The organism is Kitasatospora sp. NPDC058444, assembly GCF_042721415.1.
Taxonomy (GTDB): Bacteria; Actinomycetota; Actinomycetes; order Streptomycetales; family Streptomycetaceae; genus Kitasatospora.
The window spans coordinates 81,845-106,884 of the sequence record NZ_JBHXLL010000005.1 but is presented as its reverse complement, the minus strand read 5'-3'; the positions used below and the strand labels follow the sequence as shown (position 1 = coordinate 106,884).

Annotated in this window: 1 protein-coding gene; it reads left to right on the top strand. The window is 76.1% G+C overall.

Annotated features, from left to right (window positions below; genetic code table 11):
* The first annotated feature begins 47 nt into the window (after positions 1–47).
* Positions 48–25,040: a type I polyketide synthase gene (locus ACFWP2_RS08015; RefSeq protein WP_380449412.1), complete on the top strand. Its 24,993-nt coding sequence runs from the start codon at positions 48–50 to the stop codon at positions 25,038–25,040.

Genomic DNA, 25,040 nt, shown 5'->3' with positions numbered 1-25,040 from the left:
GGTACCGGCTGCGGTTCACCACGGGCCGGGAGTAGGGGTTGATCAGCGTGGGGGAAGAGCAGAAGTATCTCGACTACCTGAAGCGGGTGACGGCCGATCTCCGGCGCACTCGTCGTCAGCTCCAGGTGGCGGAGATGCGCGAGCGCGAGCCCATCGCGATCGTCGCGATGGCCTGCCGGTATCCGGGCGGCGTGGACTCGCCGGCCGACCTGTGGCAGCTCGTGACCCGGGGCGAGGACGCCATCACCGGGTTCCCCGAGGACCGCGGCTGGCCGGCCGCCGGGTCCGACCACGCCGACGAGGGCGGATTCGTCGACGGCGTCGCCGAGTTCGACGCCGCGCTGTTCGGCATCTCCCCGCGCGAGGCCCTGGCCATGGACCCGCAGCAGCGGCTGCTGCTGGAATCCGCCTGGGAGGTCGTGGAACGGGCCGGGATCGACCCGCGCTCGCTCACCGGCAACCGGGTCGGCGTGTTCGTCGGCGCCTCCGCCTCCGGCTACGCCGAGGGCGCCCACTCCCTGCCCGAGGGCGCCGCCACCCACCTGGCCATCGGCAACGCGGCCAGCGTGGTGTCCGGCCGGATCGCCTACGCGCTGGGCCTGGAGGGCCCGGCCGTCACCATCGACACCGCCTGCTCCTCCTCCCTGGTCGCCCTGCACCTGGCCGTCCACGCGCTGCGCGCGGGCGACTGCGAACTGGCACTGGCCGGCGGCGTCACCGTGATGTCCTCGCCGAGCGTCTTCGCGGAGTTCAGCCGCCTCGACGGCCTGGCCGGCAACGGGCGCTGCAAGGCCTTCGCCGCGGCGGCCGACGGCACCGGCTGGGGCGAGGGCGTCGGCCTGCTGATGGTCGAGCGGCTCTCCGACGCCCAGCGGCTGGGACACCCCGTGCTCGCCGTGGTCCGCGGCAGCGCCGTCAACCAGGACGGCGCCTCCAACGGCCTCACCGCCCCCAACGGCCCGTCCCAGCAGCGGGTGATCCGCCAGGCGCTGGCCGGTGCGGGGCTCTCCCCGGCCGACGTGGACGCGGTGGAGGCGCACGGCACCGGCACCCGGCTCGGCGACCCCATCGAGGCCCAGGCCCTGCTCGCCACGTACGGGCGGGAGCGCGCCGAAGGCGGCCCGCTGTGGCTGGGCTCGGTGAAGTCCAACATCGGGCACACCCAGGCCGCGGCCGGTGTGGCCGGCGTGATCAAGATGGTGCAGGCGATCCACCACGGCCTGCTGCCGGCGACCCTGCACGTGGACGCGCCCACCCCGCACGTGGACTGGAGCGAGGGCGGCGTCGAACTGCTCACCGAGGCCCGGCCGTGGCCGGAGACCGACCACCCCCGCCGGGCCGGCGTCTCCTCCTTCGGCATCAGCGGCACCAACGCGCACGTGATCATCGAAGCGGCGCCCGCGCCCGCCACGGCGCAGGGCGAGGCGGAGCCGGACGGCGACACCGAGCCGGCCGCTTCGGCCGACCCGACCGCGGCCGACCCGACCGCTCTGGCCGCCCCGACTGCCCCGGCTGAGGCGCCCGAGGCGCCCGCGGCCGGCCGGCCGTCGCTGTGGCCGCTCTCCGGCAAGGGCGCGGCCGGGCTGCGCGCCCAGGCCCGCAGGCTGCGCGACCACCTCGCCGAGGCCGAGGCCAGGGGTGAGGCTCCGGACCCCGCCGACCTCGCCTGGTCGCTCGCCACCACCCGCGCCGGCCTGGACCACCGCGCGGTGGTGCTCGGCGAGTTGCTCCCGGGCCTGGACGCGCTCGCCGAGGGCGAGCCGGCCACGGCGGTCACGGGCGTGGTGGGCGAGGGCCGTCGCGCCTTCCTGTTCACCGGCCAGGGCTCGCAGCGCGCCGCCATGGGCCGCGGGCTCTACGAGGCGTTCCCCGCCTACGCCGAGGCCTTCGACGCCGTCTGCGCCGAACTGGACCGGCACCTCGGCGGATCGGTCGGGGACGCCGTCCGCACGGGCCGTGACCTCGACCGGACGATGTGGACCCAGGCCGGCCTGTTCGCCGTCGAGGTGGCGGGCTTCCGGCTGCTCGAATCCTGGGGCGTGGCCCCCGACTTCCTGCTCGGCCACTCCGTCGGCGAACTCGCCGCGGCGCACTGCGCGGGAGTCCTCACGCTCGCGGACGCCTGCGCCGTGGTGGCCGCGCGCGGCCGGTTGATGCAGGCGCTGCCGGCCGGCGGCGCGATGCTCGCCGTCCAGGCCACCGAGGCCGAGGCCGTCGAGGCGATCGCCGGACGCGCCGACGTCGCGGCGGTCAACGGCCCGTCCTCGGTCGTGGTTTCCGGCGACGCGGCCGTGATCGACGAACTGGCGGCCCGCTGGGCGGCGGAGGGCCGCAAGACGAGCCGCTTGGCGGTCTCGCACGCCTTCCATTCCGCCCTGATGGAGCCGATGCTCGCGGACTTCCGCGCGGTGCTGGAGACGGTCTCCTTCGCCCGCCCTCGGATCGCGATCGTCTCCAACCTGACCGGAGCCGTCGCCGAGCCCGACCTGCTCACCACCCCGGAGTACTGGGTGCGGCACGTGCGCGAGGCCGTCAGGTTCGCCGACGGCGCCGCCTGCCTGGCCGCCCGGGGCGTGACCCGCTTCGTCGAGCTCGGCCCGGACGGCGTGCTCTGCGGCATGGCCCAACAGGCCGGTGCCGAGGGCGTGTTCGCCCCGGTGCTGCGCCGTGGCCGGGACGACGCCGAGTCCGCGCTGACCGCGCTGGCCCGGATCTGGACGGCCGGGGTCGAGGTCGACTGGCGCGCCGTGCTGCCCGAGGGCCGCCGGGTGGAGCTGCCGACGTACGCCTTCCAGCGCGAGCGCTACTGGCCCCGGAGCATGGCGGCCCCGGCCGCCCCGCCGGCCGAGGCCTCGGAGCGGGACGAGCGGTTCTGGGCGGCGGTGGAGCGCGCGGACCTCGCCGAGCTGGCCACCACCCTGAAGCTGGAGGAGGCCCCCGGCCTGCTCGACGAGGTGGTCCCCGCGCTGGCCGCCTGGCGGCGCTCCCAGCGGCAGGAGTCGGTCGTCGACTCGTGGCGCTACCGGATCGCCTGGAAGCCGCTGACCGGCCTCGGCGACGCCGCCCCGCTCACCGGCGACTGGCTGCTGTCCGCCGCCCCCGAGGACGGGCGGGCGGAGGCCGTCGAGCAGGCCCTGCGGGCCGCCGGCGCCACCGTCCTGCGCTGCGCGCCCGGGGCGTGGCCGACGGAGAACCCGGCCGGCCTGACCGGCGTGGTCGCGCTGCCGGCCGGCGCGGACCCGGCCGCCGAGGCGCTGACGACCGTCCAGGGCCTCGGCGAGGCGGGCATCGAAGCGCCGCTGTGGCTGCTCACCTCCGGCGCCGTCTCGGTGGGCCGGTTCGACCCGCCGTGCGACCCCGCGGCGGCCCGGGTGTGGGGGCTCGGCCGCGTCGCCGCCCTGGAACTCCCGGACCGCTGGGGCGGATTGGTCGACCTGCCGGCCACCCTGGACGCCCGGGCCGGTGACCGGCTCGCCACGGTGCTGGCCGGACGCACCGGTGAGGACCAGGTCGCCGTGCGCGGCTCCGCCGTGTACGGACGCCGACTGGGCCGTCCGGAGCCGGTCCGGGCCGCCGAGCGGCCGTGGACCCCCTCCGGCACGGTGCTGGTCACCGGCGGCACCGGTGCGCTGGGCGCGGCCGTCGCCCGCTGGCTGGCCGGCCGCGGGGCGCCGCACCTGCTGCTGCTCGCCCGGCGCGGCGCCGCCGCACCGGGCGCCGGGGAACTGGTCGCCGAGCTGACCGCCACCGGCACCCGGGTGACCGTCGAGGCCTGCGACGTCGCGGACCGGGACGCGCTGGCCGCGGTGCTCGCGCGGATCCCGGCCGACCTCCCGCTGACCGGCGTGGTGCACGCCGCCGGGGTCGCGGCGCACGAGCCGATCGACCGGCTCGGCCTCGCCGACCTGGCCGCCGTCGTCGCCGGCAAGGCGGCCGGCGCCACCCATCTCGACGAACTGACCGACGGCCTGGAGCTGTTCGTCACCTTCTCCTCGATCGCGGCGACCTGGGGCAGCGGCGGCCAGGCCGCCTACGCGGCCGGCAACGCCCACCTGGACGCGCTGGTCGACAACCGCCGCAGCCGCGGCCTGGCCGGCACCTCGATCGCCTGGGGCCCCTGGGCCGAGGCCGGAATGGCCGTCCAGGGCGAGGCGGCCGACTTCCTGCGCCGGCGCGGGCTGAACGCGCTCGACCCGGCCCTCGCCGTCCTGGCCCTGGCCCGGGCCGTCGACCACGGCGAGGGCTGCGTGACCGTCGCCGACGTCGACTGGGGCCTGTTCGCCCCGGCCTTCACCCTGGGCCGCCCCAGCCCGCTGCTGGCCGACCTGCCCGAGGCGGCGCAGCCGGTCGAGGCGGAGGCCCCCGACTTCGAACTGGGCGCCGCACTGCGGCAGCGGCTCACCGCCGGGCCCGCCGGGCACCGCCACCAGGTCGTGGTGGACCTGGTCCGGGAGCGCGCGGCCGCCGTGCTGGGCCACCGCGGCGCCGAGGCGGTCGACCCCGACCAGGTCTTCCGCGACCTCGGCTTCGACTCGCTGACCGCCGTCGAGCTGCGCAACCTGCTGAACGCGGAGACCGGCCTCCGGCTGCCCGCCACCCTGGTCTTCGACCACCCGACGCCGACCGCCCTGGCCGGGTACCTGCTCGGCGAGCTGTTCGACGAGCCGCAGGCGCCGTCGGCGCAGGCCCGTGCCGCCGCCGGCACCGCCACCGACGACGACCCGGTCGTGATCGTCGGCATGAGCTGCCGCTACCCCGGCGGGGTGGAGTCCCCCGACGACCTCTGGCGGCTGGTCTCCGAGGGCGAGGACGGCGTCACCGGCTTCCCGGCCGACCGCGGCTGGGACCTCGCCGACGACGGGGGCTACGCCCGGCAGGGCGGCTTCGTCGCCGGGGCGACCGGCTTCGACGCGGCGCTGTTCGGCATCTCCCCGCGCGAGGCCCTGGCCATGGACCCCCAGCAGCGGCTGTTGCTGGAGGCCGCCTGGGAGGTCTTCGAATCGGCCGGGGTGGACCCGCGCTCCGTCCAGGGCGCGCAGATCGGCGTGTTCGCCGGCGCCTCCAACTCCGGCTACGGCGCCGGCGGACTCGGCACGGCGGGCGCGGAGGGGCACCTGCTGTCCGGCACCGCCAACAGCGTCATCTCCGGCCGGGTCGCGTACACCTTCGGCCTGGAGGGCCCGGCCGTCACCGTCGACACCGCCTGCTCCTCCTCCCTGGTCGCCCTGCACCTGGCCGTCCAGGCGGTGCAGCGCGGCGAGTGCGAGCAGGCGCTGGCCGGCGGCGTCACGGTGATGGTCTCACCGGCGGCCTTCGGCGAGTTCGACCGCCAGGGCGGGCTCTCCTCGACCGGACGCTGCCGCTCCTACGCGGGCGCCGCCGACGGCACCGGCTGGGGCGAGGGCGTCGGCCTGCTCCTGGTCGAGCGGCTCTCCACCGCGCGGCGCGCGGGCCACCGCGTCCACGCGGTGGTCCGGGGCAGCGCGGTCAACCAGGACGGCGCCTCCAACGGCCTCACCGCGCCCAACGGCCCCGCGCAGCAGCGGGTGATCCGCCGGGCGCTCGCCAACGCCGGCCTGTCCACCGGGGACGTCGACCTGGTCGAGGGCCACGGCACCGGCACGGTGCTCGGCGACCCGATCGAGGCCCAGGCGCTGCTGGCGACGTACGGCCAGGGGCGGCCGGAGGACGGTCCGCTGTGGCTGGGCTCGATCAAGTCCAACATCGGGCACACCCAGGCCGCCGCGGGCGCGGCCGGTGTGATCAAGATGGTGCAGGCGCTGCGCCACGGGATCATGCCCGCCACCCTGCACGTGGACGAGCCCAGCCCCGAGGTGGACTGGTCGCGCGGCGCGGTGGAACTGCTCACCGAGGCCCGGCCCTGGCCGGAGCGGGACCGGCCGCGCCGGGCGGGCGTCTCCTCCTTCGGCATCAGCGGCACCAACGCCCACGTCATCATCGAGCAGCCGCCGGCCGCCGAGCCCGAGCGGGCGCAGACCTCCGCGCTCGCCCTGTGGCCGCTCTCCGCGCACACCCGGGACGGCCTGCGGGCCCAGGCGGAGCGGCTGCGCACCTTCCTCGCCGACGCGGACACCGACCCGCGCGACATCGGCCACGCGCTCGCCACCACCCGCGCCGCGCTGGAGCACCGCGCGGTGCTGGTCGGCGACGACCGGGCCGAACTCCTCGGCCGGCTGGCCGACTTCGACGGCCTGAAGACCGCCACCACGGTCCCCGGCGGCACCGCCTTCCTGTTCACCGGCCAGGGCGCCCAGCGGGCCGGCATGGCCGAGGAGCTGTACGCGCGCTTCCCGGTGTTCGCGGACGCCTTCGACGCGGTCTGCGCCGAACTGGACCCGGCGCTGGACCGGCCGGTCCGCGAGGTGGCGGCCGACGGCGTGGACCTGAACCTGACCGGCTACGCCCAGACCAGCCTGTTCGCGGTCGAGGTCGCCACCTTCCGGCTGCTCGAATCCTGGGGCGTGGTGCCGAACCTGCTGCTCGGCCACTCGATCGGCGAGGTCGCGGCGGCGCACTGCGCGGGCGTGCTCTCCCTGGCGGACGCCTGCCGGCTGGTCGCGGCCCGGGCCCGGCTGATGCAGGCGCTCCCGGCCGGCGGGGCGATGCTCGCGGTGCGGGCCACCGAGGCCGAGGCCGTCGAGGCGATCGCCGGACGCGCCGACGTCGCGGCGGTCAACGGCCCGTCCTCGGTCGTGGTCTCCGGCGACGCGGCCGTGATCGACGAACTGGCGGCCCGCTGGGCGGCGGAGGGCCGCAAGACGAGCCGGCTGGCGGTCTCGCACGCCTTCCACTCCGCGCTGATGGAGCCGATGCTCGCGGACTTCCGCGCGGTGCTGGAGACGATCACCTTCGAGGCGCCGCGGATCGCGATCGTCTCCAACCTCACCGGCGCCCTCGCCGACGCCGAGACCCTGGGCACCCCGGACTACTGGGTGCGCCACGTCCGGGAGACCGTCCGGTTCGCCGACGGCGTGGCCTGCCTGCGGAGCCACGGCGTCCGCAGGTTCGTCGAGCTCGGGCCGGACGGCGTGCTCTGCGGCATGGCCCAACTGACCGTCACCGACGGCGTGTTCGTGCCGATGCAGCGCCGGGACCGGAGCGGTGCGCAGGCGGTCGCAGGTGCCGTCGCCGAGCTGTGGACGGCCGGCGTCCCGCTGGACTGGCGGGCCGTGCTGGGCGGCGGCCGGCGGGTCGAGCTGCCGACCTACGCCTTCCAGCGCGAGCGGTACTGGCCCGAGCCGGGCCCCGTCCCCGCGCCCGCGAACGGCGGCGGAGACGCCCTGGACGCCCGGTTCTGGGACGCGGTCGAGCGCGAGGACCTGGGCGAGCTGGCCAGCACCCTCGCCGTCGAGGCGGCGGGCGAGCTGGAGCCGCTGCTGCCCGTGCTGTCCTCCTGGCGGCGCCGCCGCCGGGCCGACGCGGTCATCAACTCCTGGCGCTACCGCGTCACATGGAAGCCGGTCACGGACGGGCTCGGCGCGGGCGAGCTCACCGGCAGCTGGCTGGTCGTGCTGCCGGAGGAGCCCGCCGAGGCCTCCGAGGAGACCGAGGGCGCCGGGGCGGGCGCGGCGGCCGGACTGCTCGCGGCGCTGCGGGCCGCTGGGGCCGAGCCGGTCGAGTTCCGCTGCGACCCGGTGGCCGAGGGCCGGGCGGCGCTGGCCGGACGGCTGGCCGAACTGCCGGCCGAGTACGCGGGCGTGCTGTCGCTGACCGCACTCGGCCCGGACGGGCTGACCGCCTCGCTGGTCCTGCTCCAGGCGCTCGGCGACGCCGCGATCGGCGCGCCGCTCTGGACCGTCACCAGCGGTGCGGTGTCGGTGGGCGGTTCCGACCCGCTGCGCGATCCGTTCCAGGCCCAGGTGTGGGGCGCCGGGCGGGTCGCCGCCCTCGAACACCCGGACCGCTGGGGCGGGTTGATCGACCTGCCGGCCACCGTGGACGGCCGGGCGGCCGCCCGGCTGGCCTCGGTGCTGACCGGCGACCAGGGCCTGGACCAGGTCGCCGTGCGCGGCGCCGGGGTCTACTCCCGCCGACTGGTGCGGGCGGCCGTCGAGGACGCCCCGGCCGAGCCGTGGACCCCGTCCGGCACCGTGCTGATCACCGGCGGCACCGGCGCGCTGGGCGCCGCCGTCGCCCGCTGGCTGGCCGGGCGCGGCGCGCCGCACCTGGTGCTCACCGGGCGGCGCGGGCAGGCCGCCCCGGGCGTGCCCGAGCTGGTCGCCGAACTCACCGGGCTCGGCGCCCGGGTGACGGTCGCCGCCTGCGACGCCGGGGACCGGCAAGCGCTGGCCGGGCTGCTGGCGGCCGTCCCGGCCGACCTCCCGCTGACCGGCGTGGTGCACGCGGCCGGCGTCGCCGAGACCGCACCGCTGGACTGGACCGGCCCCGCCGACGTGCGCTCCTCCACGGAGGGCAAGGTGACCGGCGCGGCGCACCTGGACGAGCTCACCGCCGACCTGGACCTGGAGCTGTTCGTCACCTTCTCCTCCATCGCGGGCGTCTGGGGCAGCGGCGGGCAGGGGCTCTACGCCGCCGCCAACGCCTACCTGGACGCGCTGGTCCAGCAGCGGCGCTCGCGCGGCCTGGCCGGCCTCTCGGTGGCCTGGGGCCCCTGGGCCGAGGCCGGAATGGCGGTGCGCGGCGAGGCGGAGGACTTCCTGCGCAAGCGCGGACTGCCCGCCCTGGACCCGAAGTCGGCCGTCACCGCGCTCGCCCAGGCGGTGGACCGGCGGGAGACCTGCGTGGTGGTCGCGGACGTGGACTGGGAGCGTTTCGCCCCGGCGTTCACCTCCAGCCGCCCCAGCCCGCTGCTGGCCGATCTGCCCGAGGCGGCCCAGCGCCCGGCCGGGGAGGAGTCCGCCGCCGAGGGCGGCACCGCCCTGGTGCGCAGGCTCGCGGCGGCCCCCGCCCCGCAGCGCGGCCGAATCCTGCTGGACCTGGTGCGGGCACGCGTCGCGACGGTACTCGGACACGGCACCGCCGAGGCCGTCGGAGCGGACCGGGCCTTCCGGGACCTGGGCTTCACCTCGCTGACCGCGGTCGAGCTGCGCAACGTGCTGGGCACCGAGACGGGCCTGGCGCTGCCGGCCACCCTGGTCTTCGACCACCCGACCCCCGGCGAGCTGGCCGAGCACCTGGCCGGCGAGCTGCTGGACGACCTGGAGACGGCCCCGGAGGCCGTCCCGGCCGGCGTCGCGGCCGGGGCCGGCGCCGACGACCCGATCGTGATCGTCGGCATGAGCTGCCGCTACCCCGGCGGCATCGCGTCGCCCAACGGGCTGTGGGAGCTGGTCGCCACCGGCGCCGACGGCATCTCCGGCTTCCCCGCCGACCGCGGCTGGGAGTTCGCGGCCGCCGAGGACCCGAACGCCAAGGGCTCGAACGCCGAGGGCTCGAACGCTGAGGACTCGTACGCCCGCCAGGGCGGATTCGTCGCGGACGCGACCCGCTTCGACGCCGGGCTGTTCGGCATCTCGCCGCGCGAGGCGCTCGCCATGGACCCCCAGCAGCGGCTGCTGCTGGAGGCCGCCTGGGAGGCCTTCGAGTCCGCCGAGCTGGACCCGCGCTCGGTGCGCGGCCGGCAGATCGGCGTCTTCGTCGGCGCCTCGTCCTCCGGCTACGGCGGGGGCGGCGCGCGCGGCTTCGAGGGCGCCGAGGGGCACCTGCTCTCCGGCACCGCCAACAGTGTGATCTCGGGCCGGGTCGCCTACTCCTTCGGCCTGGAGGGGCCGGCGGTGACGGTGGACACCGCCTGCTCCTCGTCCCTGGTGGCACTCCACCTGGCGGCGCAGGCCGTGCGGCGCGGCGAGTGCGCGATGGCGCTCGCCGGCGGTGTCACGGTGATGGTCTCGCCGGCCACCTTCGGCGAGTTCGACCGCCAGGGCGGGCTGGCCTCGGACGGCCGCTGCAAGGCCTTCGCGGCCGCGGCGGACGGCACCGGCTGGGGCGAGGGCGTCGGCGTGCTGCTGGTCGAGCGGCTGTCGGACGCCCAGCGGCTCGGGCACCGGGTGCTGGCGCGGGTCCGCGGCAGCGCCGTCAACCAGGACGGCGCCTCCAACGGCCTCACCGCGCCCAACGGCCCGGCGCAGGAGCGGGTGATCCGGCAGGCGCTGGCGGACGCCGGGCTGTCGGTCGGCGACGTGGACGTGGTCGAGGCGCACGGCACCGGCACCCGGCTCGGCGACCCGATCGAGGCCCAGGCCCTGCTGGCGACGTACGGCCAGGGCCGGCCGGAGGGCAGCCCGCTGCTGCTCGGCTCGATCAAGTCCAACATCGGGCACACCCAGGCCGCCGCCGGCGTCGCCGGGATCATCAAGATGGTCATGGCGATGCGTCACGGCGTCATCCCGGCCACGCTGCACGTGGACGAGCCGACGCCCCATGTGGACTGGTCGGCCGGTGCGGTGGAACTGCTCACGCAGGCCCGGCCGTGGCCGGAGGCCGAACGGCCGCGCCGCGCGGGCGTGTCCTCCTTCGGCATCAGCGGCACCAACGCCCACGTCATCATCGAGGCCGTGCCGAGCCCCGCCCCGGCCGAGCGGACCGCGGCGGCGCCGTCGGTGGTCCCCTGGCTGCTGTCAGCCAGGACGGAACCCGCCCTGCGGGCCCAAGCCGAGCGGCTCGCGGCCTTCGTCGGCTCCGGCGACGGGGCCGACGAGCGGCCGCAGCCGGACCCGGCCGACGTCGGGCACGCCCTGCTCGCCCGGGCCGCGCTCGCACACCGTGCGGTCGTGCTCGGAGCGGACGCGGCGGGCCTCGCCGAGGGGCTCGGCACCGTGGCCGGGGGCACCCCGTCGGGGCACGTGGTCGCCGGTGCGACCGTCGAGGGCCAGACGGCGTTCCTGTTCACGGGGCAGGGTTCGCAGCGGGTCGGTATGGGCCGGGGGCTGTACGAGGCGTTCCCGGTGTTCGCGGACGCGTTCGACGCGGTCTGCGCCGAGCTGGACCTGCACCTGGACCGGCCGCTCAAGGACGTCGTCTTCGCGGGCGTGGAGGATCCGGACCGTACGGTGTGGGCGCAGGCCGGGCTGTTCGCGGTCGAGGTGGCGTCGTTCCGGCTGCTGGAGTCCTGGGGCGTGGTACCGGACTTCCTGCTCGGGCACTCGATCGGTGAGGTGGCGGCCGCCCATGTGGCGGGTGTGTTCTCGTTGGCGGACGCCTGCGCCCTGGTGGCGGCTCGCGGCCGGTTGATGCAGGCGCTGCCGAGCGGCGGCGCGATGCTGGCGGTCGAGGCCACCGAGGCCGAGGTGAGGGCGGAGATCGGTGACCGGCTGGATGTCGCGGCCGTCAACGGGCCTTCCTCAGTGGTGGTTTCGGGCCTGACGGAAACCGTCGAGGAGTTCGCGGACCGCTGGAAGGCCGAGGGCCGCCGGGTCCGCCGGCTGACGGTCTCGCACGCTTTCCACTCCGCGCTGATGGAGCCGATGCTCGACGAATTCGCCGCTGTGCTGGGCGGGTTGACCTTCGCCGAGCCGCAGCTGCCGGTCGTCTCCAATCTGACCGGCGAGGTCGCCGAGCCCGGGCTGCTCGCGACCCCCGGCTACTGGCTGCGCCAGGTCCGGGAGGCCGTTCGCTTCGCCGACGGCGTTGAGGCGCTGGGGAAGCAGGGCGTCACCCGCTACGTCGAACTGGGACCGGACGCGGTGCTCTGCGGACTGGCCCAACAGTCCGCCCCCGAAGGGGTGTTCGCTCCCGTCTCCCGTCGCGACCGGGAGGACGTGGCCACCGCACTGCACGCGCTGGCCCGGGTCTGGGTCGTGGGCCTGGACGTGGACTGGCGGGCCGTGCTGCCGGCCGGCCGACGGCTCGAACTGCCGACCTATGCCTTCCAGCGCGAGCGCTACTGGCCGGAGGCGGTCCCGGTGGCCGGGGACCCGGGCACGGTCGGCCTGGAGCCGGTCGGCCACCCGCTGCTGAGCGCCGCCGTCACGGTGGCCGACGGCGGCAGCCTGCTGCTCACCGGTCGGCTGTCGCAGGCCACCCACCCGTGGCTGGCCGACCACGTCATCCTGGACCGGGTGGTGGTGCCCGGTGCCGCGCTGGTCGAGATGGTCTGGGCGGCCGGCCGCCGGGCCGGCGCCCCGGCGATCCGGGAGCTGGTGCTGCGCACGCCGTTGGTGCTGCCCGAGCGCGCCGGGGTGCAGATCCAGGTGAGCGTGAGCGCCGCCGGCGAGACCGGTGAGCGCACTGTCGAGGTCTACTCGCGGCCCGAGGGCACCGGCGACGCCGTCTGGATCAGCCACGCGGTCGGGCTGCTGGCCGACGAGGCCGCCGCCGACTCCGCTCCGGACCTCACCGCCTGGCCGCCGTCGGGGGCGACTGCGGTGGCGCTGGAGGGCTTCTACGAGGCTCTCGCCGAGAACGGGTACGGCTACGGTCCGGTGTTCCGGGGTCTGCGTGCGGCCTGGCGGGTCGGTGACGCCGTTTACGCGGAGGTCGCGCTGCCCGAGGAGGCGGCGGGTGAGGCGGGCGGCTTCGGCCTGCACCCCGCCCTGCTGGACGCGGCACTGCACGCGGTCGGGCTGTCCCCGGTCGTCCAGGCCGGAGGCACCCGGCTGCCGTTCGCCTGGACCGGTGTCCGGCTGGACGCGGTGGGAGCGTCGGTGCTCCGGGTGCGGGTCGAGGGCACGGCGGACGGCGTGTCGCTGCTCCTCGCCGACGGCGTGGGCGAGCCCGTCGCCACCGTGACCTCGCTCGCGATGCGTGAGGTGTCGGCGGAGGCGCTTCGGCCGACCGGTATGGGTGGGCCGGAGGCGTTGTTCGCGGTGGACTGGGTGCCGGTTCCGGTTCCGGTGGTTCGGGACGGTGCGGGTTCGTCGGATTGGGTGGCGATCGGTGAGGTCGCCGGTCTGCGGGGGTTCGTCGATGTGGCGGGCCTGGTGGGTGAGGTGGAGTCCGGTGGTGTGGTGGTGCCGCCGGTGGTGGTGCTGCCGGTGCCGGTCTCGGATGACGTGCATGAGGTGACCGCGCGGGTTCTGGGCGTGGTGCAGGAGTGGTTGGCGGAGGAGCGGTTCGAGGCGTCGCGGTTGGCGGTGCTGACGTGTGGGGCGGTTCCGGTTCCCGCCGGTGGTGGGGCCGATCCGGTGCAGGCGGCGGTGTGGGGTCTGTTGCGTTCGGCGCAGACGGAGAACCCGGGCCGGATCGTGCTGGTGGATCTGGATCCGCTGGGTGGTTCGGGGGAGTTGTGGCCGGCGGTCGTTGGTGGTGATGAGCCGCAGGCGGCGGTCCGTGGTGGTGAGGTTTCGGTGCCGCGTCTGGTGCGGGCCTCGTCGCTGGAACTGCCGGAGACTCCGGTGGAGTTGGATCCCGAGGGCACGGTGCTGGTCACCGGTGGGACGGGGACGCTGGGTGGGCTGCTGGCCCGGCACCTGGTCGCCGTTCACGGGGTGCGTCATCTGACGCTGCTGAGCCGTCGTGGTGCGGATGGTCCGGGTGTTGTGGAACTCCTTGCCGATCTGGGCGAGTTGGGTGCCGAGGCGGAGGTCGTCGCGTGTGACGCGGCCGACCGTACGGCCCTGGCCCAGGTGCTGGAGGGCCTTGCCCGTCCGCTGACGGGTGTGGTGCACGCGGCCGGGGTGCTGGACGACGGGGTGTTCGGTGCGCTGACGCCCGAGCGGCTTTCGGCTGTGCTGCGTCCGAAGGTGGAGGCGGCGCTCAACCTGGACGAGCTGACGGCCCACCTGGACCTGCCGTTGTTCGTGCTCTACTCCTCCGTGGCCGCGACGTTCGGTTCCGGTGGGCAGGCCAACTACGCGGCTGCGAACGCCTTCCTGGACGCCCTGGCCGCGCGGCGGATGGCCGCCGGCCGGGCGGGCCAGTCGTTGGCCTGGGGCCTGTGGGAGCAGGCCAGCGAGCTGACCGGCCACCTCTCCTCGGCGCGTACGGGTTCCGGTCTGCCCACCGAACAGGCCCTGGCCCTGTTCGACCGCGCGATCACCCTGCCCGTACCCCACCTGCTGCCGACGGTCCTGGACCTGGCCGCCGCGCAGGCCGTCTCCACCCATGGGGTGCCGCCGCTGCTGCGCGGTCTGATCCGCCCGTCGACCCGCCGGGCGGCCGCCGGCCGGGGCGCGGGCGCGGACTCCGGACTGGTGGCCCGGCTGTGGCCGCTGTCGCCCGAGGAGCGGCGCGCGCGACTGCTGGAGCTGGTCCGCGGCAGCGCGGCCACCGTGCTCGGCCACGGCGCCGCGGACGCGGTCGGCGCCCGGCACGCCTTCCGGGAGCTCGGCTTCGACTCGCTCACCGCGGTGGAGCTGCGCAACGGGCTGAACGCCGTCACCGGACTGCGGCTGCCCGTGACCCTGGTCTTCGACTACCCGACGCCGACCGTGCTGGCCGAGCACCTCGACGAGCTGCTCTTCGAGCGGGCCGCGTCCGTGGCGCCGCTCGCCGAGGCCGCCGTGGACACCGGCGAGCCCATCGCGATCGTCGGCATGAGCTGCCGCTTCCCCGGCGGCGCCGACAACCCCGAGCGGCTCTGGCGCCTGCTGGCCGAGGGCTTCGACGGCGTGACCGCGTTCCCGGCCGACCGCGGCTGGGAGATCGAGGTCGCCGACGCCAGGTACACGCCGCGCGGCGGCTTCCTGCACGACGCCGCCGACTTCGACGCCGGGCTGTTCGGCATCTCGCCGCGCGAGGCGCTTGCCATGGACCCCCAGCAGCGGCTGCTGCTGGAGGCGTCCTGGGAGGCCTTCGAATCGGCCGGACTGGACCCGCTGTCCATGCACCGCTCGTCCACCGGCGTCCTGGTCGGTGCCTCGGCGTTCGGCTACGGCGCCGGGATGGACCTGCCGGAGTCGGAGGGGCACCTGATGACGGGTGCCGCCACCAGCATCCTCTCCGGCCGCGTCTCGTACGTGTTCGGCCTGGAGGGCCCGGCCGTCACCGTGGACACCGCCTGCTCCTCCTCCCTGGTGGCGATGCACTGGGCGATCCAGGCGCTGCAGCGCGGCGAGTGCGCGATGGCGCTGACCGGCGGTGTGACCGTGATGTCCACCCCGGGGGTCTTCGCCGAGTTCGACCGCCAGGACGGCCTGGCCTCGGACGGGCGCTGCAAGGCGTTCTCCGCCGAGGCCGACGGCACCGTCTGGTCCGAGGGCGTCGGCGTGCTGGTCCTCCAGCGGCTGTCCGACGCCCGCCGGGACGGCCACCAGGTGCTCGCGGTGATCCGGGGCAGCGCGGTCAACCAGGACGGCGCCTCCAACGGCCTCACCGCGCCGAACGGGCCCTCGCAGGAGCGGGTGATCCGGCAGGCGCTGGCCACGGCGCGGCTCGCCCCGTCCGAGGTGGACGTGGTGGAGGCGCACGGCACCGGTACCCCGCTCGGTGACCCGATCGAGGCGCAGGCGCTGCTGGCGACCTACGGCCAGGGGCGTGAACTCCCGCTGCTGCTGGGCTCGATCAAGTCGAACATCGGGCACACCCAGTCGGCGGCCGGTGTGGCGGGTGTGATCAAGATGGTGCAGGCGATGCGGCACGGGCTGCTGCCCGCCACCCTGCACGTGGACGAGCCGACGCCCCATGTGGACTGGTCGGCGGGTGCGGTGGAGCTGCTGACGGAGGCCCGGCCGTGGCCGGAGGCGGACCGTCCGCGCCGTGCGGGTGTGTCCTCCTTCGGGATCAGCGGCACCAACGCCCACGTCATCCTGGAGCAGGGCGACCCGCTGCCCGCGCCGGAACCGGTGGAGAGCAGTGGCACGGTGCTCTGGCCGGTGTCCGCGAAGACCCCGGACGGGCTGCGCGGACAGGCTGAGCGACTGCGCGACTTCCTGGCGACCGGGCCCGACCTGGCGGCCGCCGGGCACGCGCTGGCCGTCACCCGGGCGGGGCTGGAGCACCGCGCGGTGGCCGTCGGTGACACGGCGGCCACGATCGAGGCGGGCCTGACCGCGCTGGTCGACGGCCGGCCCGGCGAGGGCGCCGTCTCCGGTGTCGCGGTGGAGGGCCGGACGGCGTTCCTGTTCACGGGGCAGGGTTCGCAGCGGGTCGGTATGGGCCGGGGGCTGTACGAGGCGTTCTCCGCCTTCGCGTCGGCGTTCGATGCGGTCTGCGCGGAGCTGGACCCGCGGCTGGATCGGCCGCTCAAGGACGTCGTCTTCGCGGGCGCCGAGGACCTGGACCGGACGGTGTGGGCGCAGGCCGGGCTGTTCGCGGTCGAGGTGGCGTCGTTCCGGTTGCTGGAGTCCTGGGGCGTCACGGCCGATTTCCTGCTCGGGCATTCGATCGGTGAGGTGGCGGCCGCCCATGTGGCGGGTGTGTTCTCGCTGGCGGACGCGTGTGCGCTGGTGGCGGCTCGTGGGCGGTTGATGCAGGCGCTGCCGAGCGGTGGTGCGATGCTGGCGGTCGAGGCCACCGAGGCCGAGGTGCGGTCGGAGATCGGTGAGCGGCTGGATGTCGCGGCCGTCAACGGGCCTTCCTCGGTGGTGGTTTCGGGCCTGGCTGAGATCGTCGAGGAGTTCGCGGACCGTTGGAAGGCCGAGGGCCGTCGGGTCCGCCGACTGACGGTCTCGCACGCTTTCCACTCGGCGCTGATGGAGCCGATGCTCGACGAGTTCGCCTCCGTGTTGGGCGGGTTGACCTTCGCCGAGCCGCAGCTGCCGGTCGTCTCCAATCTGACCGGCGAGGTCGCCGAGCCCGGGCTGCTCGCGACCCCCGGCTACTGGCTGCGCCAGGTCCGGGAGGCTGTTCGCTTCGCCGACGGCGTTGAGGCGCTGGGGAAGCAGGGCGTCACCCGCTACGTCGAGCTGGGACCGGACGCGGTGCTCTGCGGACTGACCGGGCAGTCGGACGCCGAGGCCGTGTTCGCGCCGCTGCTGCGCCGTGAGCGGGACGAGGCGGGCACCGCGCTGACCGCCCTGGCCCGGCTCTGGACGGCCGGCGCGGACGTGGACTGGCCGGCCGTGCTGCCGGCCGGCCGCCGGGTGGACCTGCCGACGTACGCCTTCCAGCGCGAGCGCTACTGGCCGCGCCCGGCCGCCAGGTCCGGTGACGTCGGCTCGGTCGGCCAGCTGTCGGCCGGGCACCCGCTGCTCGGCGCTGCGGTCCAACTGGCCGGGGACCAGAGCCTGTTGCTGACCGGTCGGCTGTCGCTGGCCACCCACCCGTGGCTCGCGGACCACGCGATCCAGGGCCGGGCGCTGGTGCCGGGGACGGCCTTCGTGGACATGGCACTGCGGGCGGGCGAGCAGATCGACCGCCCGGTGCTGGAGGAGCTGGTGCTCCAGGCGCCGCTGCCGCTTCCCGAGCGGGGCGGCGTGCACCTCCAGGTGCGGGTGGCGGCCCCGGGCGAGGACGGCGACTCCCGGGTGGAGATCCACGCCCGGCCGGACACCGACGAGACCGCGCCCTGGACCTGCCACGCGGTGGGAACCGTGACCGCGCAGGAGCGGGCGCCGGAGTTCGAGCTGGCCGCCTGGCCGCCGTCGGGGGCGGCTCCGGTGGCGCTGGAGGGCTTCTACGAGGCTCTCGCCGAGAACGGGTACGGCTACGGGCCGGTGTTCCGGGGTCTGCGTGCCGCCTGGCGGGTCGGTGACACGGTCTACGCGGAGGTCGCGCTGCCCGAGGCGGCGGCGGGTGAGGCGGGCGGCTTCGGCCTGCACCCCGCGCTGCTGGACGCGGCACTGCACGTCAGCGGCCTGGTGGACGCCGAGGGCGGGGCGACCCGACTGCCCTTCGCCTGGACCGGCGTGCGGCTGCACGCCGTCGGGGCGTCCACGCTGCGCGTCGCCATGAGCCCGGCCGCCGACGGTGTGGCGATCCTGGCCGCCGACGAACTCGGCACTCCCGTCGCGTCCGTGGGCTCCCTGGTGCTGCGTGAGGTGTCGGCGGAGGCGCTTCGGCCGGCCGGTGTGGGTGGGCCGGAGGCGTTGTTCGCGGTGGACTGGGTGCCGGTTCCGGTTTCGGTGGTTCGGGACGGTGCGGGTTCGTCGGATTGGGTGGCGATCGGTGAGGTCGCCGGTCTGCGGGGGTTCGTCGATGTGGCGGGCCTGGTGGGTGAGGTGGAGTCCGGTGGTGTGGTGGTGCCGCCGGTGGTGGTGCTGCCGGTGCCGGTCTCGGATGACGTGCATGTGGTGACCGCCCACGTGCTGGGTGTGGTGCAGGGGTGGTTGGCGGAGGAGCGGTTCGAGGCGTCGCGGTTGGCGGTGCTGACGTGTGGGGCGGTTCCGGTTCCCGCCGGTGGTGGGGCCGATCCGGTGCAGGCGGCGGTGTGGGGTCTGTTGCGTTCGGCGCAGACGGAGAACCCGGGCCGGATCGTGCTGGTGGATCTGGATCCGCTGGGTGGTTCGGGGGAGTTGTGGCCGGCGGTCGTCGGTGGTGACGAGCCGCAGGCGGCGATCCGTGGCGGTGGGGTTTCGGTGCCGCGTCTGGTGCGGGCCTCGTCGCTGGACGTGCCAGCTGTTCCGGTCGAGTTGGATCCCGAGGGCACGGTGTTGATCACCGGTGGGACGGGGACGCTGGGTGGGCTGCTGGCCCGGCACCTGGCTTCCGTTCACGGGGTGCGTCATCTGACGCTGCTGAGCCGTCGCGGTGCGGACGGGCCGGGTGTTGCGGAACTCCTTGCCGAGCTGGGCGAGTCGGGCGCCGAGGCGGAGGTCGTCGCGTGTGACGCGGCCGACCGTGCCGCCCTGGCCCGGGTCCTCGAAGGCCTTGCCCGTCCGCTGACGGGTGTGGTGCACGCGGCGGGTGTGCTGGACGACGGGGTGTTCGGTGCGCTGACGCCCGAGCGGCTGTCGGCGGTGTTGCGTCCGAAGGTGGAGGCGGCGCTCAACCTGGACGAGCTGACGGCTCACCTGGACTTGCCGTTGTTCGTGCTCTATTCCTCCGTGGCCGCGACGTTCGGTTCCGGTGGGCAGGCCAACTACGCGGCTGCGAACGCCTTCCTGGACGCGCTGGCCGCGCGGCGGATGGCCGCCGGCCGGGCGGGTCAGTCGTTGGCCTGGGGCCTGTGGGAGCAGGCCAGTGAGCTGACCGGCCACCTGTCCTCGGCGCGTACGGGTTCCGGTCTGCCCACCGAGCAGGCCCTGGCCCTGTTCGACCGCGCGATCACCCTGCCCGTACCGCATCTCCTTCCGGTGACGCTCGACCTCCGGGCGCCCCGCACGGGCGGGATTCCGCCGCTGTTCCGCGCGCTGGTGCGGGCCCCGAAGGGCCGCGCCGCCGAGCGGGGCGCCGGCAGCCGGGCCGCGGTGCTGGAGCAACTGCGGGGCCTGGACGCCGATCAGCGCCGTGCGCGGCTGCTGGAACTGGTGCGGTCCCACGTGGCGAGCGTGCTCGGCCACGCCGGAGTGGACGCGGTCGGCGCGAAGCAGGCCTTCAAGGACCTCGGCCTGGACTCGCTGACCGCCGTGGAGCTGCGCAACGGGCTGAACGCCGCGACCGGGTTGCGGCTGCCCGCGACCCTGGTCTTCGACTACCCGACCCCGGACGCGCTGGCCGACCACCTCGCCGAGGCACTGTCCGACCGCGTCGCCCAGGCCCCCGCCTCGACCGGGTCCGGTTCCGCCGCACCCGCCTTCGCCGCGGACGCCGACGAGCCGATCGCGATCGTCGGCATGAGCTGCCGCTACCCCGGCGGCGCCGACGACCCCGAGCGGCTCTGGCGCCTGCTCGCCGAGGGCTTCGACGGCGTGACCCCGTTCCCGGCCGACCGCGGCTGGCGGGTCGGGGACGCGTCCTACGCCCCGCGCGGCGGCTTCCTGGACGACGTCGCGGGCTTCGACGCCGAGCTGTTCGGCATCTCGCCGCGCGAGGCCCTGGTGATGGACCCGCAGCAGCGGATCCTGCTGGAGGCGTCCTGGGAGGCCTTCGAGGCCGCCGGGCTGGTCGCCCCCGAGCTGCGCGGTTCCCCGACCGGCGTGTTCGTCGGGGCGTACGCCTCGACGTACGGTGTGGGCGCCCAGCTCCCGCCCGGCGCGGAGGGCTACCTGCTGACCGGGACCTCGATGAGCGTGGTCTCCGGCCGGGTGGCGTACACCTTCGGCCTGGAGGGCCCGGCCGTCACCGTCGACACCGCCTGCTCCTCCTCCCTGGTGGCGATGCACCTGGCCGCGCAGGCCCTGCGGCGCGGGGAGTGCGAGCTGGCGCTGGCCGGCGGCGTGGCCGTCCTGGCCGGTCCGAACATCTTCGCCGAGTTCGACCGGCAGGGCGGGCTGGCCTCCGACGGCCGGTGCAAGCCCTTCGCCTCGGCGGCGGACGGCACCACCTGGTCCGAGGGCGTCGGTGTGCTGGTGCTGGAGCGGCTCTCCGACGCGCTGCGCAACGGCCGTGAGATCCACGCGGTGATCCGGGGCAGCGCGGTCAACCAGGACGGCGCCTCCAACGGGCTCACCGCCCCCAACGGGCCGTCCCAGCAGCGGGTCATCCGGCAGGCGCTGGCCGACTCCCGGCTGCGCGCCGAGGAGGTGGACGCGGTGGAGGCGCACGGCACCGGCACCAGCCTGGGCGACCCGATCGAGGCCCAGGCCCTGCTGGCGACCTACGGCCAGGAGCGCCCCGAGGGCCGGCCGTTGTGGCTGGGCTCGATCAAGTCCAACATCGGGCACACCCAGGCCGCGGCCGGCGTGGCGGGCGTCATCAAGATGGTGCAGGCGATGCGGCACGGCGTGCTGCCCGCCACCCTGCACGTGGACGAGCCGACCCACCACGTGGACTGGTCGGCCGGTGCGGTCGAGCTGCTGACCGAGGCGCGCCCCTGGCCCGAGGCCGACCGTCCGCGCCGCGCGGGCGTGTCCTCCTTCGGCATCAGCGGCACCAACGCGCACATCATCCTGGAGTCCGCGCCGAGCCCGGCCGCGCCGAGCCCGGCCGCGCCGAGCCCGGCCGCGCCGAGCCCGGCCGTTCAGAGCCCGGCCGGGCCGACCACCACGGGCCACGGTCCGATGGAGCCGATCGGCGGACGTCGCGAACCGGCGGGCCCGACCACGGTGGGCGAGGGCACGGTCGTGTGGCCGATCTCCGGCCGGACCCCGGCCGCGCTGCGCGACCAGGCGCGCTCCCTGCGCGCCCACCTGGCGGCGGCGCCCGCGCCCGAACCGGCCGACGTCGCGTGGTCGTTGGCCACCACCCGGGCCGAACTGGAGCACCGCGCCGTCGCCGTCGGACGGGACGGCGAGGACCTGCTGCGCCAGCTCGACCGGCTCGCGGACGAGGAGGCGCAGGGCGCGGAGCCGCAGGCCGTGACCACGGGCGGCCCCGGCCGGCTCGCCTTCCTGTTCACCGGCCAGGGTGCCCAGCGCGCCGGGATGGGCCGGGGCCTGTACGAGGCGTTCCCGGTGTTCGCCGAGGCCTTCGACGCGGTCTGCGCGGAGCTGGACCCGCACCTGGACCGGTCGGTCAAGGACGTGGTCTTCGAGGGCGTCGACCTCGACCGGACCGTGTGGGCCCAGGCCGGCCTGTTCGCCGTCGAGGTCGCCCTGTTCCGCTGGGCGGAATCCTGCGGCCTGGTACCGGACTTCCTGCTGGGCCACTCGATCGGCGAGGTGGCCGCCGCCCATGCGGCGGGTGTCCTCTCGCTCGCCGACGCCTCTGCCCTGGTCGCCGCGCGCGGCCGGCTGATGCAGGCGCTGCCCGAGGGCGGCGCGATGCTCGCCGTCCAGGCCACCGAGGCCGAGGTGAGAGCGGAGATCGGCGAGCGGCTGGACGTCGCGGCCGTCAACGGGCCCTCCTCGGTGGTGGTTTCGGGTCCGGTCGAGGTGGTCGAGGAGTTCGCCGACCGCTGGAAGGCCGAGGGCCGTCGGACCAGTCGGCTGACCGTCTCGCACGCCTTCCACTCGGCCCTGATGGAGCCGATGCTCGCCGAATTCACCTCCGTCCTGAAGGAGTTGACCTTCGCCGAGCCGCGCGTCCCGATCGTCTCCAACCTGACCGGCGCGGTGGTCGATCCCGAGGAGATCCGGACGCCCGGCTACTGGGCCCGCCATGTGCGCGGCACCGTCCGGTTCGCCGACGGCCTCGCGCACCTGGCCGGCCGGGGCGTCACCCGGTACCTGGAGCTCGGCCCGGACGGCGTGCTCTGCGGCCTGGCCCAACAGTCCGTCACCGAGGCCGTGTTCGTCCCGGTGCTGCGCCGCGGCGAGGCCGAGGAGACCGGGACGGCGCTGCGCGCGCTCGGCCGGCTCTGGGCGGCCGGCGTCGAGGTGGACTGGCCGGCCGTGCTGCCGGCCGGACGCCGGGTGCCGCTGCCGACCTACGCCTTCCAGCGGACCAGGTTCTGGCTGGAGCCCGCCACCGGCGTGGGCGACGTGGGCGGCGTCGGACAGAGCGCGGCGGACCACCCGCTGCTCGGCGCGACGGTCGCGCTGGCCGGCGAGGACGAGGTGCTGCTGACCGGCCGGCTGTCGCTCGCCGCCCAGCCCTGGCTGGCGGACCACGCCATCCTCGGCCGGGTGCTGGTGCCCGGGACGGCCTTCGTGGAGATGGCGCTGCGGGCCGGCGAGCAGGTCGGCTCGACCGTCCTGCGGGAACTGCTCGTGCAGTCCGCGCTGCCCCTGCCGGCGACCGGCGGGGTGCAGGTCCAGGTGCGGGTTGCCGCCCCGGGCGAGGACGGCGACCGCCGGGTGGAGATCCACGCCCGGGCGGAGGAGGACGGCGCGCCGTGGGTGCGCCACGCGACCGGCGTCCTGGGCGCCGAGGGCGCCGCGGAGGAGTACGACCTCTCGGCCTGGCCGCCGCCGGGCGCCGAACCGCTGGCGCTGGAGGGCTTCTACCCGACCCTCGCCGAGGGCGGGTACGGCTACGGCCCGGCCTTCCAGGGGGTGCGGGCGGCCTGGCGTGAGGACGCGACCGTCTACGCCGAGGTCGCACTGCCCGAGGAGGCGGCCGCGGCCGCGCCCGGGTTCGGGCTGCACCCGGCGCTGCTGGACGCGGCGCTGCACGTGATCGGCTTCGTCGAGGCCGGCGGAGCGGCGCCCCGGGTGCCGTTCGCCTGGACCGGGGTCCGGCTGTACGCCACCGGCGCCACGGTGCTGCGCGTCGCGGTGACCCCGACCGAGGACGGCGTGCTGATCCGGACCGCCGACGGGATCGGAGCGCCGGTGGCCTCCGTCGACTCCCTGGTGCTCCGCGAGACCGCCGTCGAGCAGCCGCCGGAGACCGGTCGACAGCCCGGCCGGGACTGGTTGTTCGCGGTCGACTGGACGCCCGCGCCGGCCCTGCCGCCGGTGGACACCGCCGGTTGGTGGGTGCTCGCCGGAAACGAGGGCGCCGGGAACGAGGGCGCCGGGAACGCGGCCGTGGTGCCGGGCGAGCGGATCGACTCGCTGTCGGGGCTGCCCGACGGCGCGCAGGTGCCCCCGGTGGTGGTCCTGCCACTCGTGACCGGCCGCGCCGACGCCGCCGGCGCCGATGCCCTCGGCGACGCGGATGCGGCACGCCGGGCGGCCTCCGAGGTGCTGGCGACCGTCCAGCACTGGCTCGCCGACGAGCGGTTCGACTCCTCCCGGCTGGTGGTGCTGACCTCCGGCGCCGTCGGCCCGGCCGAGCGGGTGCGCGATCTGCCCGGCGCGGCGGTCTGGGGCCTGTTGCGCTCGGCCCAGTCCGAGCACCCGGACCGTTTCGTCCTGGTCGACGCGGACCCGGAGGACGACGCCTGGTACCCGTACGCGACCGGTGGCGAACCGCAGCTGATGGTCCGGGACGGGCAGGTGCTGGTGCCCCGCCTGGCCCGGGCGTCCGCAACCATGGCGCAGCCCGACACCGCGGCGCAGCCCGGCACCGGACTGTCGGCCGAGCCGGAAGGCACCGTCCTGGTCACCGGCGGCACCGGCGTGCTCGGCGGACTGGTGGCCCGCCACCTGGCCGCGGCGCACGGCGTGCGGCACCTGCTGCTGCTCAGCCGGCGCGGTGCGGACAGCCCCGGCGCCGCCGAGCTGACCGCGGAACTCGCCGAACTCGGCGCCCGCGCCGAGGTGGTGGCCTGCGACGCCGCCGACCGCGAGGCGCTGGCCCGGGTGCTCGCCGCGATCCCGGCGGACCGCCCGCTGCGCGGCGTGGTGCACACCGCCGGTGTGCTGGACGACGGCGTGGTCGAGTCGCTGACCCCGGCCCGGATCGCCACCGTCTTCGGCCCCAAGGCAGACGCGGCCGTGCACCTGCACGAGCTGACGGCGGGCACGGACCTGGAGCTGTTCGTGCTGTTCTCCTCGGCGGCCGGCACCTTCGGCTCGCCCGGGCAGGCCAACTACGCGGCGGCCAACTCCTTCCTGGACGCCCTCGCGGCGCGGCGCCGGTCGCTCGGGCTGCCGGGCCTCTCGCTCGCCTGGGGCGTCTGGGCGGAGGCCAGCGCGATGACCGGCCACCTCGGCGACCGGGCCGCCCGGCTCGGCGACGCGCTGACGGCGGAACAGGGCCTCGCCCTCCTGGACGCGGCCCTGACCAGCGACCGCGCCCACCTGGTGCCGGTCCGCCTCGACCTGCCGGCCCGGCCCGGTGCCGTCGACGGCGCCGTCCCGGCGATCCTGCGCGGACTGCTGCCGGGCGGTCCGCGCCGGGCGAGCGCCGCCGCCGCCGGCCCGTCGCTGCCGCGGCAGCTGGCCGGCCGCACCCCCGCGGAGCAGGCCAGGATCGTCCTGGAAGCCGTCCGGGCGGACGTCGCGCAGGTCCTCGGACACGCCACGGCGGAGGCCGTGGCGCCCGACCGGGGCTTCGTCGACCTCGGCTTCGACTCGCTGACCGCGGTCGAGCTGCGCAACCGGCTGGCGGCCCGCACCGGGCTGCGGCTGCCCGCGACGCTGGTGTTCGACCAGCCGTCGGCCGGCCGGGTCGCCGAGTACCTGACCGGGCGGATCGCCTCGCCGCACACCGCGGCCGCCTCGCTCACCGACCGGGTGGAGCGGATCGAGGCCGAGCTGGCGGAGGTCGCCGAGGCGGAGCGGATCACGGTGGTCCGGCGCCTCCAGGCACTGCTGGCCCGCTTCGAGGACGGTGCTCCCGCCGCCGGGACGCCGGACGTGGTGGCCGGGCTGGACGCCGCCACCGACGACGACCTCTTCGACTTCATCGACAAGGAACTGGGCGCCTCGTGA